This is a genomic window from Pseudomonas sp. TMW22090 (assembly GCF_022496665.1).
In the GTDB taxonomy this organism is placed as follows: Bacteria; Pseudomonadota; Gammaproteobacteria; order Pseudomonadales; family Pseudomonadaceae; genus Aquipseudomonas; species Aquipseudomonas gregormendelii.
In genome coordinates, this window is sequence record NZ_SCFH01000001.1 from 118350 (window position 1) to 133768 (window position 15419).

Here is a 15419-nt window from a genome sequence, read left to right on the forward strand (position 1 = left end):
ATTCGATGAGCATCCTGACGATGGGTGTGTTCGTAGACGGGCCTTTTTCGATCTTGCAGTTTTTTTGAAAGGCCCGTTCAACCTCAGCGCCTACTCAGTCTTGTGGCGGTCCGCTAATAATTCCTCATCAACTATTCGCCAGGGTGTTTCAGTGAGTTGGCCGCAAGGTTGGCACACCCAGGACCTGGCTCTTGAATGAGGACACCTATGAGCATCCGTATCTGGCATCAAAGTCTCACTGTTCTAAGCGACCTCGGTGCTTACGACGAAGCGTTGCGCGCACATTTTCGCAAGGTTGCCCGCCCAGGCACGCAAATCCATATGCACGGGATGCTCCCTGGCACGTACCGCAACAACTATCCCGGCGATGACATCAAGTATTCAGCGCTGCAGTACTTGCATGGCCTGCAGTTCATGGCGGCGGGCATCAACGCCCAGGATCAGGGGTTCGATGCCTACGCCATCAGTACGCTGCCGGAGCCGGCGCTCAAGGAAAAGCCCAGCCTGCTGGACAACCCAGTGGTGGGCTATGGCGAGTCCGCGATGCTGACCGCGTGCATGCTTGGTCGCACCTTCGGAGTGCTGGTGTTCATCAACGACGGATTTGCGCTGGTTTGGCTGTTGGTAGTGTCCATGGCTATTTTATTTGAGGCTGGTGATAGGCGGGTGTCTCAGTGGATAGCTGATATCAGCATGTTCTTGCTTGAAGAAAACAGAGCGGCATCTGCACCGTTGGAAGGTTCGCGTGAAACGGATAGCACTAATGCCTATCTTCAACAGTTTGAAAACCCGGCAGGAACGCAGTGGCTACCGCATAGTTATTGACCATTAGCAGACATGCGCTCGGTTATCGTGGACTGGTTGGAAGTTTCGGAGTTCATCTCAGCTTTCCGGCCGTTTTTCAAACACCTCAAAGGCTGTTTATGCGAGACCCAAAGGGCGAGATGTTGCGGACTGGTCCAATCCACAGCCGTTTTCTGCCCGTCGCGACGGGCTGCAGCTGGCCAGGTGCAGACACTGAAACCGGGTTCTGAACGATCAGGTTTTCAGGTGGTGAAATGCTCCAGCCGTCGTACCATGGGCAGGTCGACAGAATGGAGGTTGATATGGGAAATGCTCAGGACAAACGAGTCGTTGTCATTGGTGCAGGCATCGTGGGTGCTTCGCTGGCGTATCATTTGGCTGATAAAGGCGCAAATATCACCGTGGTTGAGGCTGAAGATATCGCGTCGGGAGTGACTGGAACTTCATTCGCATGGATCAACACCCAGCACGGAAAACCCGACCCCATTGCAAAACTGCGCGCAGCTGCAATCGAGGCCTATCGCCGACTCGAATCCCGGTTACCTGACCTGAACATACGATGGACAGGTGCTTTGTCTTTCAACGCGACGGCGAGTGAAGCGCTGCCAGATTCAGGTCATCAGGTTTCGGCAAATCTGGTAGATCGATCGCAGATTCTCGGCCTTGAACCAAATCTCAGGAATCCTCCTCAATCTGCTGTGTATGCAGCTGATGAAGGGGCGCTGGACGCAGTGGCAGCGACCCATGCGTTGATCGCAGGTGCCCAGGCAAATGGGGTGAAGATTCTCACTCAGACGCGTGTTCTGGGCTTTGTAACCCGGGGCGCCACGGTGACGGGCGTTGAAACGACAATGGGTATCATCGATGCTGATGTGGTCGTACTTGCGGCCGGAACAGGCATCACGACCTTGACTGATAGGCTTGAGGTGTCTCTTCCAATAGAGGCCTCGCCTGCCATTTTCATACGTTACAAGTCTCAACCCGGACTCGTGCACACCCTCATATCCAGCGCTGAGATGGAAGTGCGACAAAGTGCGGAGGGGGCGTTGCTGGCGGCAGAAGATTATCTGGACGACGCCATCGAGAATCAGCCCGCAGCGATCGCGCTTCGAACTGCCAAGACAATCCGGAACCAACTCCATGGGACGGGTTCCATCGATGTGCAATTGGCTTGTGTCGGACTTAGACCCATGCCTGCGGATGGCTTACCCATCATCGGTTATCTACCCAAAGTGGGCGGCGTCTATGTGTGTGTCATGCATCCTGGAGTCACTTTGGCGGCGATAGTGGGACGTCTTGCCAGCGAGGAAATCATCGACGACAAGGTATCCAGCGCGCTTAGCCCATGCCGGCCCGATCGATTCCTTCAAGTATAGTGAGGCCGCTTGCAAGGCCGCTATGGGCCGATTCCAATCTGCCGCAGAGGGATACTAGCGTCCGTTCGTGGATGGCGGTTATTGGCTGCATCGGCCATTGTCCGCCGAGATTCAGGCATCGGATGATCCGTGCAACCCTACAGCAAATGCCTCAGAAACAATCACAAAACAGGACTTCGGCCTGAACTGTGCGGATCGATTTCATAAAAAACCGAACGGTGCCAAAGACTCAAGCAAGCGCAACAATGCTGGTTTTTCGGCGGGTTGTTCTCCGATGCAACACACATGCGGGTCGCTGAGAGAGCACCAGACCGAAACCGGGTCGCCGACCTTCAACCCGTACGAGGCTTTTTTGAGGGTTTCGGTTGACCACGCGTCAATGGTTTCGTTGAGAGACCTGTGATACCGCTTGCCATTGACGCTATAGCTGAAGCTCATGAACCTTGCTCCGATCCACGGTCCCTCACTCCCCAGAAAGGTTACGTAGCCTCGTATCACTTGCCCAACGGGCACGTCATCAGCGCTCATCAATCATCTCCTGAGAATGTGCCCGATATGCAGGGGCGACGCGGTCACCGATGTTCTTCCTGTTTCGATGAAGCGCGCCGTTCACACGTTCATCGGCCTGGCGAATGTCATCAAGATTGCACAGCCGGGCCTTTCAACTCGATTTGATTTTCATCAGGGTCATTGAGGTAAATGGACAACCCTGTTCCGTCTGCGCCATAGCGCATCTGCGCCTTCTCCGCGGATACCCCGCGTTCAGCCAGGTGGCGGAGAATGGCCTGTTCATCAAACGGCTCAACTCGAAGGCAGACGTGATCGACGTTGTGTCCTTGCCCGCCCGCCGGCTGACCACCCTGACGACCAATCAGCCCGTTCACATCAACCAGGTCAATCATGGATGCGCCTGCACTCAGATGAATCATGCCAAGGTCGTCACGGCGCTTGTTGACCTCACATCCCAGGACTGATGTGTAAAACGCGAGGCTGCGCTCAATGTCCTGCACCCTAAGTACAACATGGTCTATACGTTGAATTGAAAAACTGCGCATGACGATCACTCCTGTCGAATCACCGATTTTAGTCCATCCCGACAGGGCGAGATCGCCTTGCTGAAATAAGCTTACCGACCGCTCGACAAGGGCGGTCGGGTTTCGACCTGTTCGAGGCTTACACGGTAGGTGGTGTAAGTGTCGCCGTCCTTCAGGTAGAGATTGCTCCGGTAAGTGCTGACCGCGCCTTTGAGTTTGATGTGCAGGCCGTTGGCGACGGGTTGGATGACCACGTCTTTCAAGTCGGTGTCCGAGACAAGGAAGGGCGGCGTCTTGCCCAGGAGTACCCTCATCGTTTCGTCAGTCGATTCACGGTGATCCATATAGAACCTTAGCGACTTGGGGTCTGAGCGGTCCCTGGCGCCTTCGACGATATAAAGCCACTCCCCAGGTATGAAGTTTTGTTTCAGGACTATTTGCGGAGCAAGCTCCGGTTTGTGCACGTAGCCATAGGTAAGTGCCCCCACAAAGCAGAGCATGAAGATAATTGCGAAGTACTTTTTAAGCCTGAGCTTAAGGGCCTGCCATTCGGTTTTATTCATAGGCTTCAACTTTGGGCGTCAATGTTGTCTTGATAAGCGCCCAGCGTGGCGCAGTGGCGACATTTGAACCGGTAGGCAGTAGGGCCATGATCCTTTCTCCCGATGACTTTTTGATCACAGGTGTGCCATACAAATATTCCGTTGGCGCAGACCAATATGTGATTGTGAAACAGGTTGCGCTTCTCACCGTGACCGTTCGCTACTGGCCGATTACTGCCCTGACGAAAGGCTGTAATCGACCTCATGCGACTCTAGTTCGGTTTCCACCGTAGATCGAAGAGCTCTAAGCGATCAGCGATTAGGGAACTAAACGGTGCTGACTGCCAACGTTTTTTGCCGACGATACAGGATCGTCGTCGCCGTGAACCCGCACACCGCCGCGAACATCAGCCAGTAGGCGGGTGATGCCTTGTCGCCGGTGGCCTGGACGAGCAGTGTCGAAATTGCCGGAGTAAAACCGCCAAACACCGCAGTGGCCAAGCTGAAGGCCAGTGAGAACCCGACTACCCGCACGTTCTGTGGCATGACTTCGGTCAGTGCCGCGACCATGGCGCCATTGTAAATGCCAAAGAAGAATGAGAAGTACAGCAGGACAGCGAGCAGTCGTTCGAAACTCGCCGCCTCTGCCAGCCAGTGCATGGCGGGATAGGCGGTGAAAATGCACAGTAACGATATTGCCAGCAACAGTGGCCGACGGCCAATGCGGTCGGAGAGAGCGCCGCCAATAGGCAGCCAGATAAAGTTGCTGATGCCGACCAGCAGTGTCACAACCAGGCTGTCGGTGGTGCTCAGGTTCAGTACTGTCCTGCCAAACGTCGGGGTGTAGACCGTAATCAGGTAGAACGTGGTGGTGGTCATCGACGCCAGCAAGCCGCCCGCCAGGACGGTGCGCCAGTTGTCACGCATCGAGCGAAACACTTCGCGAGTTGTTGGACGATGGCTGCGAGCAGTGAACGCAGCGGTTTCTTCCAGTGAACGGCGAATAATGAAAATGAACGGGATGATTACGCAGCCAATGAAGAACGGGATACGCCAGCCCCAATCGGCGATTTCAGCGGCTTGCATCGTGGCATTGATCGTGTAGCCCAACGCGGCCGCGACGACGATCGCCACCTGCTGGCTGGCCGATTGCCAACTGGTGTAGAAACCGGTGTGACCGGGGGTAGAAATTTCCGCCAGATACACGGATACACCGCCCATTTCCGCGCCGGCGGAGAAGCCCTGGAGCAGCCTGCCCAACAACACCAGAATTGGTGCCGCCACGCCGATGGTGGCATAGCCCGGTACCAGGGCGATCAATACCGTACCGGCTGCCATGATCGACAGCGTCACGATCAGCCCCTTGCGACGGCCCACCTTGTCGATGTACGCCCCCAGCACAATGGCGCCCAGCGGACGCATCAGGAATCCGGAGCCGAAAACCGCGAAGGTCATCATCAGCGAGGCAAACTCGCTGGTGGCTGGAAAGAAGGTCTGGGAGATGTAGGTCGCGTAGAACCCGAACAGAAAGAAGTCGAACTGCTCGAGAAAATTGCCGCTGGTGACCCGCAAGATGGCGCCCAATTTGGACCCCTTGGCTCGGGTTGTTGCCGTTGTCGTTTTCATCATGGCTACCGTTTTGCTCACTATTGTTTTTGGAATGAGTGCTTTAACCGTCAGTCGCTGCCGGCGTTGATCGGATTGGGTTGACGCTTCTCGATGGCGTGTTTGAGCAGCGCTGCGCTGCGGAATATTCCATGGGCGAATTTGCTGTAGGGCATGGTCAGGAAAAACGCCATGACCAGGCCGAGATGGATGGCCAGCATCAAGCCCAAGGCGCTGGTTTCACGCAAAGCCAGTAGGGCCAGGCCGCTTGCGCTGACCAGAAACAGCAGCGCAATGAAGCCGCGATCCATGGGTTTCTGGTTCTCGTCGCCGTGAGCAGGATTGCGACGCAGGTTCAGCCAAAGAAGACCCGCCGGGCCGATCAGCAGGCCGATGCCACCGGCAATACCCAGCATCACCGGCAAGCTGAAGATCGGATAAGGCGCCGACCAGTTCAGCAGATAGTGAAAGAGAGTGGCGACACCGGTGGCGGCGAAGCACAGCATGAAGCCGTAGAAGGTGAGGTGGTGGAATCGGCGTCGCCACAAGGTGAATTGATCGTCGGCGTTGTTGCAGCCTGCGCCGTGGCCACCGTCCAGGTATTTGAGCTTCGCGACGTTGGCCGTAGCCTCCAGTGCAGCGGACGTTTTCAACGGCAGTGGCGCTGCAACCGGTGAAACGTTGCGCCAGAAGCGCCGTACACCCATGGTCAGGGCAAGTACGGCAAAGCCGAACACTGAGCCGAACATCAGGGCCAGGGTGTTATGCGGGAAAATCTTGTAGAAGTCGCCTCCGGGAATGGCCGTGAACAGGTTGCCCATGAGCATCAGGGTCAGGCATAAAAACAACGCCAGCCCCCCACCGGAAGCCAGTGCCAGTGTCAGGCCGTTGCGCTGATACAACCTGCCCATCACCTGCGGCCAAGCGTATTCGGCGTAAGTATCCAGGCGCACTTTGGCCATGGCTTTGGGTATGTTGACTTCGAATTCGTGTGGGGCGGCGTACTGGCAGGCGTGCAGGCACGCGCCGCAGTTATGGCACAAGTTCGCCAGGTAGTGGATGTCAGCCTGAGTGAATTCCAGGCGCCGGGTCATCGCCGGAAATACGGCGCAAAAGCCTTCGCAATAACGGCAGGCATTGCAGATGGTCATCTGCCGCTGGACTTCACTTTCGTCAAGATTCAACACCGGGATCAAACCGCCCGACGCTTGGGGATCAAACAGTTGCATGTCGAGACTCCGAGTTTGCAGAGGAAACGCCAAAGCCCACGGACGCGGCTGCCTGCACGCCGGCGATGCGGCCAAACGCGGTACCGATGGCCATGCCGATGCCGGCGGTGTAGCCCTTGCCCAGAACGTTGCCGGCCATCATTTCTCCCGCGACGAACAGGTTGGGGCTCGCTTTGCCGTTGAAATGCACGGCAGCGGTTTCGTCGGTGGCGAGGCCGAGGTAAGTGAACGTGACACCCGGTTTAAGCGGGTAGGCGTAGAAAGGTGGTTTCTCCAATGGCCGCGCCCAATGGGTTTTGGCGGGCGTCAGTCCTTGGGTGTGGCAGTCGTCCAGCGCCGTGTGGTCGAACGTGCCAACGCGGCAGGCGCTGTTGTAGTCCTCGACCGTCTTGACGAATGTTGCTTGAGGCAGCTTCAACTGGCGGGCCAGGTCTTGCAGCGTATTGGCGGTGGTGCCGGGAAAGACCGGCGGCATGAAGCGGCCGATGGCTTGTTGATCGATGATCGAATACGCCTGCTGACCGGGTTGTCCGGCCACCAGACGCCCCCAGATCGCATAACGTTTTGGCCAGAAATCCTCACCTTCGTCGTAGAAGCGCTCGCCATCACGATTGACCACCACACCCAGCGATACGCAGTCGATTCGGGTGCAGATGCCACCGTCGTAGAGTGGCGCGCGGGCATCAATGGCGACCATGTGTGCTTGCGTCGGATCGCCGATCACATCGGCGCCAAGGTCGAGCATGCGCCGCAGCAAAATACCGGTGTTGAATCGGGTGCCCCGGATCAGGAAATTGTCCGATGGCCATTCACCGCGTTCGTTCTGACCCCAGGCTTCGCGCAGCCATTCACGATTGGATTCGAAGCCGCCGGCCGCCAATACGCAGGCCCGGGCTTCAATGCGTTCGGCGGCGAAACGCTGGCCATCGACCTCATGTTCGGCCACATGGGCGGCGACGAATTTCCCCTGATCCAACTCGATGTCGGTCACTTGCGTGTTGTAGCGAACCTTTACACCCAGGCGCTCGGCGCTGCGGAAATACGCATTGACCAGCGCTTTGCCGCCGCCCATAAAAAATGCATTGGTCCGCGCCACGTGCAGCGCGCCGGACAGCGGTGGCTGAAAATGCACGCCGTGTGAACGCATCCAATCCCGGCAAGAGGAAGATGCCCGAATGGCAATGCGTGCAAGCTTTTCATCGGTGAGGCCGCCGGTGACCTTCAACAGGTCTTGCCAGTATTCTTCTTCCGGATAGGCATCGATCAGCACGTCCTGCGGTTCGTCGTGCATGCACCGCAGGTTACGGGTGTGTTGGGAGTTGCCACCGCGCCAGATTTTCGGAGAGGCTTCCAGCAGCATCACGCTGGCGCCCGCTTCTCGCGCCATCAGGGCGGCGCACAAGGCAGCGTTGCCACCCCCTATGATTAAGACATCGATCATTATCGCTCCTCGATTTGCAAGGAAGCGGGAACGAAGTGCTCCTTGCGAGTGGGGAGAACGATAGGGTGGGGAAGCAGTGGCCGAAAGGCTGCTTTTGACGCGGGGTGTTTAGTTTTTCTAAAGGCGTTGTCGTCAGGAGAAACTTACGTGTCCTGGGTTGAAGGAAGATTACGCGTCTACCCCTTCTAGCCACGTAGCGCCAGGCCATTGCTTGTCGAGGACCAACTGTCGCGCCACATCGACAATGACCAACCGCGTTGCCAGCGCCGCCGGAGAGAGTTCGTCGTCAGCCAGCGTCGCCAGAAGATTACGCCGGCCCACATGGGGATCGGCAATCCTGATCAGTGAAAGTCCGGACCCGTCTTTCAATGCAGCGGCCGCCCCCGGTTGTATCGTTGCCGCATGACCGGCCCACACGGCGTTCATCAAAACAGCGAGACCGTCGACTTCCATAATGACCTTGGGTGTCAGCCCGACCCGTTCGAACGCGCTCTTCAATGCCGAGCGCAATCCATGTTGCGCACTGGGCATCACTAGTGGCAGGCAGCCGAGGCAATGACAAAAAGTTTTTCATCCAGCAGCGGAGTCACGCTCCAGCGTTTACCCCCTTCAAGCTGAAAGAGGATGGCAAGATCAAATGTTCGATGGTTGCCAAAAAATGAAGTGCCAGAGGTGCAGACTCAAAAGAATGACCAGCATGAAAAATCACAACCTGCATCATTGATTTTGTTTTACCTCGTAGTTCAGGCACACCACGCCTGACGCAAAAAACATACTGTTCACCAGCGTGAGCGCGGTTCTGTCCTTAATGTTTTTGAATAAGGGAATACCCTGCCCAAGCAGAATCGGATTGATGAATAGCAAATACTCGTCGATGAGGTTCTCCGTCATCAGCGCGTGAGTGGCGCATGGGCTGCCGAACACTAAAATCTCGCTGCCCGCGCTTTGCTTGAGCTTGCTGATTTCATCGCTTAGATTGCTACTGATGATTTTGGTACCAGGATGTTTTTTTTCCAGCAGGGTCTTCGACAACACAATTTTGCGGGCGGTTTTATACCAGCGCGAATGCGCGTGGTCATGCGCACTGGCGTTGGGCTGCTCGGCAGCGGTTGGCCAGTACGACTCCATCATCTGGTAGGTGACGCGCCCGTATAACGCGGTGTCAGTCTGCTGAATCCGCTGCTCCACATATCCAAACAAATCGTCGCTCAGACTTATCCAGCCCAGGCTAGCCATTCCCTCATCGGTGGAGGCAACAAAACCATCCAGTGACATATGCACAAACGAAACGATTTTCCGCATTATTTTCTCCTTGCTTTTATTTTCTTCACATAGCCGGTGTCTGGCTCCTACCATCAATTTTTCAACGCCCGCCGCAGACTCACCACAAATCAAGCACCATGCACAACTTCTTTTGGCTTTGCCAAATCCCGCCGCGGGACGATGAACAAAAATCCCAACGCGTAATCTACCCGACGGGTGGCTAGGGCTGGCGAACTTTGCCTAGTTGGCTTCTTTTACCGCACTGAGAAACGCGCACGTGCGTTCCTGCTGCGGGTGTTCGAAGATTTGCGCCGGGGTGCCTTGTTCGTGAATCTGCCCTTTGTAAAAAAAGCACACACGATCAGCGAATTCCCGGGCGAAACCCATCTGGTGTGTGACCATCAACATGGTCAGGTTGTGTTCGGTGCCGAGCTTGCGGATCACGCTGAGCACTTCACCGCACAGTTCCGGGTCGAGCGCCGAGGTTACTTCGTCGAACAGCATGACTTTCGGGCGCATGGCCAATGCCCGGGCGATCGCCACCCGTTGTTGCTGGCCTCCGGACAACTGCGACGGGTAATGCCCGAGTTTGCTGCCCAGACCGACCAGTTCCAGTAAGTCCGCCGCACGTTCACGTGCCTCGGCTGGTTTCATGCCGAGAACTTGGACGGGCGCCTCGATGACGTTTTGCAACGCCGTCATGTGCGGGAACAGGTTAAAACTCTGGAACACCATGCCGATCTTTCCACGCACCCGGCGGATGTGCCGGTCATTGGCTGGCACCAATACACCATTGCGATTGGGCATGTGGGTCAGTAAGTCGTCCTCAATGCGGATTAACCCGTCATCGATGCCTTCGAGCGTCATCAGGACCCGTAACAATGTGGATTTGCCCGAGCCGCTGGGGCCGATGATCGCGACTTTCTCACCCGGCGTGACGTCAAGGTTCAAGTGATCGAGCACGGTAAAGTTGCCGTAGCTCTTGGTGACATCCTGGAAGCTGACGATCGGCATGACCGGTTTGGTTTCATGCATGGCCGTGGCCTCCTGCGGATGCAGCGGGGTCGGGTTGCTGTGCCGGGAAAGGTCGTTGGGTGTCGAGAGTGGAGAGGTCATTAGCGTAGCTCCAGGCGCACTTCAAGGCGCCGTACCAGATAAGCCAGGGCGATGCTCAGGGCGAGGAAAAACAGACCGACCATGGTGATCGGTTCCAGGTAGCGGAAGTTCTCGGAGCCGATGTTCTTGGCCTGTTGCATGATTTCCACCACGGTTATTGCCGACAGCACCGGCGTGTCCTTTAGCATCGCTACCAGGTAGTTGCCCAAAGGCGGCAGGATTGGCCGCAGGGCCTGGGGCAAGATGATGTTGCGGTAGGCGCTGTACGGAGCGATGTTCAGCGCTGTGACCGCTTCCCATTGCGCCCGCGGTACGGCGTCGAGGCCGCCGCGATAGACCTCGGCGATGTAGCATGCGTAATGCAGGCCGATGCCCAGAATCCCCACTTGCATGGCGGTCATGCTGACGCCGTAGTTGGGCAGAACGTAGTAGAGGAAATACACCTGGATCAGCAGCGGTGTGCTGCGAATGAACTCGATCACTGCAGTGGCCGGCCACGACAGCCAGACTCGGCGGCTGCGTCGGCCAATGGCCAGGAACAGCCCCAGCACAATGGCGATCAGAAAGCCGATCAGAGTGATCCCCACGGTGTTGAGCGAAGCACGCAGCAAATCGGGGAGGATTTGCCAGGCGTAGGTCCAGTCGAACAGTGTCATGACAGACCTCCACGCATCCGCCCGCGAGCCAGATGGCGCTCAATGCGCCGCATGCCGAGGTTGATCGCCTGTGCCAGAATGAAGTACATCACCAGCGCCAGGCTGAAAATTTCCAGCGTCTGGAAGGTTGCCTGATCCAGTTGACGCGCCCGAAAGCTCAAGTCAGATAAAGTTATCAGCGACACCAGCGAGGTGTTCTTCAGCAACTCGATCAGCAGATTGGTGCCCGGCGGGATAGCCGCCAGCAGTGCCTGCGGAAGAATGATGCGGCGAAAGCGTTTGTAGCCGCTGAAGTTCAGTGCCGTGGACGCTTCGTACTGACCCTTGGCGACCGAACTGATCGCACCGCGCATTACCTCGGCGCCGTAAGCGCCGATGTGCAGCCCAAGGCCGACGATGGCCACGCTGTAGGGGCTCAACTCCAGGTTGAACGGCGGCAGCGGCAACACGAAAAACAGCCAGAACAACTGCACCAGCAACGACGTGCCGCGAAACACTTCAATGTAGGCAATGGAAAACCAGCGCAATGACCGCCATGGCGACATGCGCCCCAGAGCTGCGAGAATCGCCGCGACAGTCGCCAGCAGCGAACCGAAGATGGTCACCTGGAGCGTCACCCAGGCACCTTGTATCAATAGCGGAAGTAATTCACCCATGGTTTAAACCTGGCCATCCGGATTAAGCAGGGAAATAGGCATCGCGCCGTGGCGCCATGCCTGTTTCGACTATTGAGCGCAGAGCTCGGCAGCCGTTTTGCTTGTCACGTTGGATTTGTCGAACCCGAAAGGGGCGACCGCCTTGAGGTGCTCTTCGGAGCCCAGCCACTTTTTAAGTTCTGCGTTGACCGCATCGCGCAGGTCTTTGTCTTCCGGACGGAAGGCGAGGGCACCATAACCAATGTGCGAAGGGTCGTCCTTGAACGCAGTGACCGCTTCGACTTTTTCGCCACCCTTGGCCGCCAGGCCTTTCATGGTCAGTTGAGTCCCCACGGCGGCATCGGCACGGCCGGCACGCACGGCTTGCAACTGGGCGGTGGTGTCCGGAACCTGCAGGATTTGTGCATCTTTCACGCCCGAATCCCGCGCATACGCCAGGTTCACCGTACCGGCCATGATCGCCAGTTTCACTTCGGGATTCTTGGCGATGTCTTCGTAGCTGTGCAGGCCCTTAGGGTTGCCTTTGGCGGTCAGCAGCGCGTCCGGTAGTTGATACTGCGGATCGGTAAACAGCACCTGCTTGCAACGCGCCGGGGTGATGTACATACCGGCGGCAATCACATCGAAGCGACCGGCGCGCAGGCCTGGAATCAACGAACCCCACTCGGTCAATACGCCATCGACTTGTTTGATGCCCATTTTGGCGAAGATGGCTTTGGCGATTTCCGGAGACTCACCGGTGACCCTGCCATCGGTTTCGGTATAGGCGAACGGGGTTTCGTTGGCATAACCGATACGGATGCTGCTGTTTTGTCTGACGGTTTCCAGTGTTGTAGCGGCTTGGGCGCTGGCGGCCAGGCCGAACATCGCGCAAGCCACGAATAGGCGACGCAAAGCATGGGTGGTGCCGGAGGGGAAATTGCTCATCGATAAAATCTCCTGTTTCTTGTGGACCCGTCGGTGACGGCTCTGTGGTAGGAGGCAGTGTTACAAGAGCAAAGCGTACAAAGGACTGATCCCATGGAGCGGGACACAGTTCCGGTACAGGTCGACTGGTTTTGTTGTGGGGGCTTGAAGCGTGCCCGGCTATCGACCTTGAACCGAGCATACAAAAGCCCTGAGCCTCATTGCATTGCACTAGGACAATTGCTTTGCATGGATTCTCGCGGGATGCTGTCCCGACGAGCACAGACGCGGGTTTTAGCGCTGATGGACAAGTGGAAAGCAGCATTGCAAATCGCCCGCAGCGGCGAGTCCAAATACAAGATTCTGGTGCAGGCGATTGCCGACGATATCGAAAAGGGTGTCTTGGCCAACGATCAGCGCCTGCCGCCCCAGCGAAACGTTGCCGATGCCATGGGCATCAGCGTGCAAACGGTCACCAACGCCTATAAGGAGCTGGAGCGTCAGGGGCTGGTGCGCTGCGAAGTCGGGCGCGGCAGCTTTGTCTCTAGGCGCATGAGCGATAGGGTCGCCACCTACATTCTCGATAGTCCCGAACGGGCGCTGGTGGATTTTTCCATCGCGCGGATCTTGCATACCCGCGAACACGACCAGTTCTGGCGTGACACCTGCCGGGAGCTCAGCACTGAAGAGGACCAACCGTGGATTCATGCGTTTCGTCCGATTGCTGGTTTCGAATCGCACCGCGAAGCGGCCATGCACTGGATCGCACGGCAAGGTTTGCGGGTCGAGCGCGATGATATCCTGATCACCAACGGCGCGGCCCACGGCATCTTCCTGGCGCTGGCCTCGCTGGCCGGTCCCGATGACGTGGTGCTCTGTGAAGGCATGACCGACCACGGCGTGATCGGCAACTCCCAGGTGCTGGGATTTACCCTCAAAGGCCTGGAGATGGACCGTTACGGCATTGATCCGGAACATTTCGAAGACATGTGCAGCAACGAGCGCATCACCGCGTTGGTGTGCACGCCGAACCTGAACAACCCGACCACCAGCCTGATGCCGGACAGTCGTCGGCGAGAGATTGCCGACATCTCCCGGCGTTTCGGTGTGCACATCATCGAGGACGATGTGTATGGGCCGTTGCTGGATGAGCATCGCGCGCCGCCCATCAGTCATTACCTGCCGGAGCTGTCGTTCTATTGCACCAGTATGACCAAGTCGGTGCTGACCGGTTTACGCATCGGTTACCTGGTGATGCCCAAGCGTTTGGCGCTGCGGACCGAAAGCATCCTGCGGGTCAACAGCTGGATGGCCACGCCGATGGTCTCCGAAATCGCCGCACGCTGGATTCGCGACGGTCGCGCCGACACGCTCGTGCGTTTGCAGCGCAAACTGTTGGCCGGCCGTCAGGCGATGGTCAGCGAATACCTGGGTGAATACCTGCTTGGCCAGCATCCTCATGCATTGAATGCGTGGGTCGGCATCCCCCCGCATTGGGAGGTCGACAGCCTGGTGCGGGCCCTGCGTCACCGGCACATTGCCGTCACGTCACCTGATCCGTTCACCGTGCGCGGCACGCCTCGGGCCCGGGCGGTGAGGATGTGTGTCGGCGCCGAATGCAGCGACGAAGAAATGCGCGACGCGCTGATCGGCATGCGCGAGATTTTCAGTCAGTACCCGCAAATCCATGATTTTTGAGCGGATAAAAAAACCGAAAAAGTTTGTCGGCTAAATTGCCCTAGTACATTCATCGCGACAATCCAGCCCTCTTAGACTGCGTCCAACACCTCAATCGGGACGTGGTCATGTCAGCGCTGCAGCTAAACGATATTTACCTCGCTCGCCAGCGAATCGCATCGCTGGTGCGGCGTACCGCCATGGAATATTCGCCGAGCCTTTCGCAGCGATTGGGCGTGGCGGTTTACCTCAAACTCGAATCCCAGCAAATCACCGGCAGTTTCAAACTGCGCGGCGCGAGCAATGCCGTCGCCCAGCTCAACGCCGAGCAGAAAGCACGTGGCGTAGTGGCGGCGTCAACCGGTAATCACGGTTGTGCTCTATCGTATGCCGCTTCCCGGCAAGGCGTGAAGGCGACGATTTGCCTGTCGCACCTGGTGCCGGTGAACAAGGTTCAAGCCATTCGTGATCTGGGTGCCGAAGTCTGCATCGTCGGGCAGTCCCAAGACGATGCCCAGCGTGAAGCCGAACGGATTTCCGGCGAGCAGGGCGCGACCTTGCTGCCGCCGTTCGATCATCCCGCCATCATCGCCGGGCAGGGCACCCTCGGTCTGGAAATCCTCGAACAGCAACCGGACGTGGCACAAATCCTCGTGCCGTTGTCCGGCGGCGGGTTATTTTCCGGCGTGGCGCTGGCGATCAAAAGCGCCGGTACACACATCGTCACGCATGGCATCAGCATGCAGCGTGGGGCCGCCATGCACGCCAGCCTGGCGGCCGGGCATCCGGTGGAAGTCGAAGAGCTCCCGACCCTGGCCGACTCTCTCGGCGGCGGCATCGGCCTGGACAACCGTTACACCTTCAACATGACCCGCGACCTCTGTGATCACCTGCACCTGCTCAGCGAAGCATCCATCGCCAATGCCATCCGCCATGCCTATCGCGAAGAGCGTCTGGTGCTGGAAGGCGCAGCAGTGGTCGGCATCGCAGCATTGCTCGACGGCTTGATCGCGCCACGCGGGCCGATCGTGGTGGTGGTCAGTGGCCGTAACGTCGACATCAATCAGCACCTGCGCGTCCTTGCGGGCGCAGAGGCGTGAACCCAAACAATAAC

The 15419-nt window shown here is 57.5% G+C and carries 15 protein-coding genes and 1 pseudogene; 4 read left to right on the plus strand and 12 right to left on the minus strand.

Annotated features, from left to right (window positions below):
* The first annotated feature begins 207 nt into the window (after positions 1-207).
* A complete protein-coding gene (locus EQV97_RS00575; protein WP_240888103.1) occupies positions 208-825 on the plus strand; it encodes a hypothetical protein in 618 nt (205 codons plus the stop codon).
* A gap of 269 nt (positions 826-1094) precedes the next feature.
* Entirely contained in the window at positions 1095-2180 is a 1086-nt protein-coding gene (locus tag EQV97_RS00580; protein WP_346769703.1) for an FAD-binding oxidoreductase, read from the plus strand.
* A 201-nt stretch (positions 2181-2381) separates the two neighbouring features.
* Here EQV97_RS00580 and EQV97_RS00585 read toward each other — a convergent pair whose 3' ends face one another.
* From EQV97_RS00585 to ehuB, 12 genes and pseudogenes are all read right to left on the minus strand, one after another.
* The gene (locus EQV97_RS00585; protein WP_201148256.1) at positions 2382-2708 is read right to left on the minus strand and encodes a hypothetical protein; all 327 of its coding nucleotides are present in this window, start codon (positions 2706-2708) and stop codon (positions 2382-2384) included.
* Positions 2709-2818: 110 nt separating this feature from the next.
* Complete coding sequence (locus EQV97_RS00590) at positions 2819-3235, minus strand: VOC family protein (RefSeq protein WP_240888104.1); 417 nt, start codon at positions 3233-3235, stop codon at positions 2819-2821.
* Between the two features lie 71 nt (positions 3236-3306).
* A complete protein-coding gene (locus EQV97_RS00595) occupies positions 3307-3777 on the minus strand; it encodes a hypothetical protein (RefSeq protein ID WP_240888105.1) in 471 nt (156 codons plus the stop codon).
* Between the two features lie 306 nt (positions 3778-4083).
* Positions 4084-5385, minus strand: a complete 1302-nt coding sequence (locus EQV97_RS00600; protein ID WP_225568648.1) for an MFS transporter — start codon at positions 5383-5385, stop codon at positions 4084-4086.
* Positions 5386-5432: 47 nt separating this feature from the next.
* Positions 5433-6590: a tricarballylate utilization 4Fe-4S protein TcuB gene (gene tcuB, locus EQV97_RS00605; protein WP_240888106.1), complete on the minus strand. Its 1158-nt coding sequence runs from the start codon at positions 6588-6590 to the stop codon at positions 5433-5435.
* On the minus strand, positions 6577-8031 hold the full coding sequence (gene tcuA / locus EQV97_RS00610; protein ID WP_240888107.1) for an FAD-dependent tricarballylate dehydrogenase TcuA: 1455 nt from the start codon (positions 8029-8031) through the stop codon (positions 6577-6579). The genes tcuB and tcuA overlap by 14 nt, the downstream gene beginning before the upstream one ends.
* A gap of 168 nt (positions 8032-8199) precedes the next feature.
* Positions 8200-8666 (minus strand): annotated as a pseudogene (locus tag EQV97_RS00615) (LysR substrate-binding domain-containing protein); the annotation flags it as partial.
* Between the two features lie 82 nt (positions 8667-8748).
* A complete protein-coding gene (locus EQV97_RS00620; protein WP_240888108.1) occupies positions 8749-9333 on the minus strand; it encodes a dihydrofolate reductase family protein in 585 nt (194 codons plus the stop codon).
* Positions 9334-9534: 201 nt separating this feature from the next.
* Complete coding sequence (gene ehuA, locus EQV97_RS00625; RefSeq protein ID WP_240888659.1) at positions 9535-10329, minus strand: ectoine/hydroxyectoine ABC transporter ATP-binding protein EhuA; 795 nt, start codon at positions 10327-10329, stop codon at positions 9535-9537.
* A gap of 80 nt (positions 10330-10409) precedes the next feature.
* On the minus strand, positions 10410-11066 hold the full coding sequence (gene ehuD, locus EQV97_RS00630; protein WP_240888109.1) for an ectoine/hydroxyectoine ABC transporter permease subunit EhuD: 657 nt from the start codon (positions 11064-11066) through the stop codon (positions 10410-10412).
* Positions 11063-11722: an ectoine/hydroxyectoine ABC transporter permease subunit EhuC gene (gene ehuC, locus EQV97_RS00635; RefSeq protein ID WP_240888110.1), complete on the minus strand. Its 660-nt coding sequence runs from the start codon at positions 11720-11722 to the stop codon at positions 11063-11065. The genes ehuD and ehuC overlap by 4 nt, the downstream gene beginning before the upstream one ends.
* Positions 11723-11791: 69 nt before the next feature.
* Positions 11792-12649, minus strand: a complete 858-nt coding sequence (gene ehuB, locus EQV97_RS00640) for an ectoine/hydroxyectoine ABC transporter substrate-binding protein EhuB (protein WP_240888111.1) — start codon at positions 12647-12649, stop codon at positions 11792-11794.
* A gap of 282 nt (positions 12650-12931) precedes the next feature.
* Between ehuB and EQV97_RS00645 the strand changes: the two genes are divergently transcribed.
* Both EQV97_RS00645 and eutB read left to right on the plus strand, forming a co-directional pair.
* Positions 12932-14326, plus strand: coding sequence for a PLP-dependent aminotransferase family protein (locus EQV97_RS00645; RefSeq protein WP_240888112.1), 1395 nt, complete (start codon positions 12932-12934; stop codon positions 14324-14326).
* Between the two features lie 107 nt (positions 14327-14433).
* Positions 14434-15405 (plus strand): hydroxyectoine utilization dehydratase EutB, encoded by a 972-nt coding sequence (gene eutB, locus EQV97_RS00650; protein WP_240888113.1) that lies wholly within the window; start codon positions 14434-14436, stop codon positions 15403-15405.
* The last annotated feature ends 14 nt before the right edge of the window (positions 15406-15419 follow it).

What these genes read in the sequence shown, in the direction of transcription:
- eutB (WP_240888113.1), top strand. Translation starts at nt 14,434, where the DNA reads ATGTCAGCGCTGCAGCTAAACGATATTTACCTCGCTCGCCAGCGAATC.
- ehuA (WP_240888659.1), bottom strand. Translation starts at nt 10,329, where the DNA reads ATGCATGAAACCAAACCGGTCATGCCGATCGTCAGCTTCCAGGATGTC.
- EQV97_RS00590 (WP_240888104.1), bottom strand. Translation starts at nt 3,235, where the DNA reads ATGCGCAGTTTTTCAATTCAACGTATAGACCATGTTGTACTTAGGGTG.
- EQV97_RS00600 (WP_225568648.1), bottom strand. Translation starts at nt 5,385, where the DNA reads ATGATGAAAACGACAACGGCAACAACCCGAGCCAAGGGGTCCAAATTG.
- EQV97_RS00585 (WP_201148256.1), bottom strand. Translation starts at nt 2,708, where the DNA reads ATGAGCGCTGATGACGTGCCCGTTGGGCAAGTGATACGAGGCTACGTA.
- ehuD (WP_240888109.1), bottom strand. Translation starts at nt 11,066, where the DNA reads ATGACACTGTTCGACTGGACCTACGCCTGGCAAATCCTCCCCGATTTG.
- ehuB (WP_240888111.1), bottom strand. Translation starts at nt 12,649, where the DNA reads ATGAGCAATTTCCCCTCCGGCACCACCCATGCTTTGCGTCGCCTATTC.
- EQV97_RS00620 (WP_240888108.1), bottom strand. Translation starts at nt 9,333, where the DNA reads ATGCGGAAAATCGTTTCGTTTGTGCATATGTCACTGGATGGTTTTGTT.
- tcuB (WP_240888106.1), bottom strand. Translation starts at nt 6,590, where the DNA reads ATGCAACTGTTTGATCCCCAAGCGTCGGGCGGTTTGATCCCGGTGTTG.
- tcuA (WP_240888107.1), bottom strand. Translation starts at nt 8,031, where the DNA reads ATGATCGATGTCTTAATCATAGGGGGTGGCAACGCTGCCTTGTGCGCC.
- EQV97_RS00575 (WP_240888103.1), top strand. Translation starts at nt 208, where the DNA reads ATGAGCATCCGTATCTGGCATCAAAGTCTCACTGTTCTAAGCGACCTC.
- EQV97_RS00595 (WP_240888105.1), bottom strand. Translation starts at nt 3,777, where the DNA reads ATGAATAAAACCGAATGGCAGGCCCTTAAGCTCAGGCTTAAAAAGTAC.
- EQV97_RS00645 (WP_240888112.1), top strand. Translation starts at nt 12,932, where the DNA reads ATGGACAAGTGGAAAGCAGCATTGCAAATCGCCCGCAGCGGCGAGTCC.
- ehuC (WP_240888110.1), bottom strand. Translation starts at nt 11,722, where the DNA reads ATGGGTGAATTACTTCCGCTATTGATACAAGGTGCCTGGGTGACGCTC.
- EQV97_RS00580 (WP_346769703.1), top strand. Translation starts at nt 1,095, where the DNA reads ATGGAGGTTGATATGGGAAATGCTCAGGACAAACGAGTCGTTGTCATT.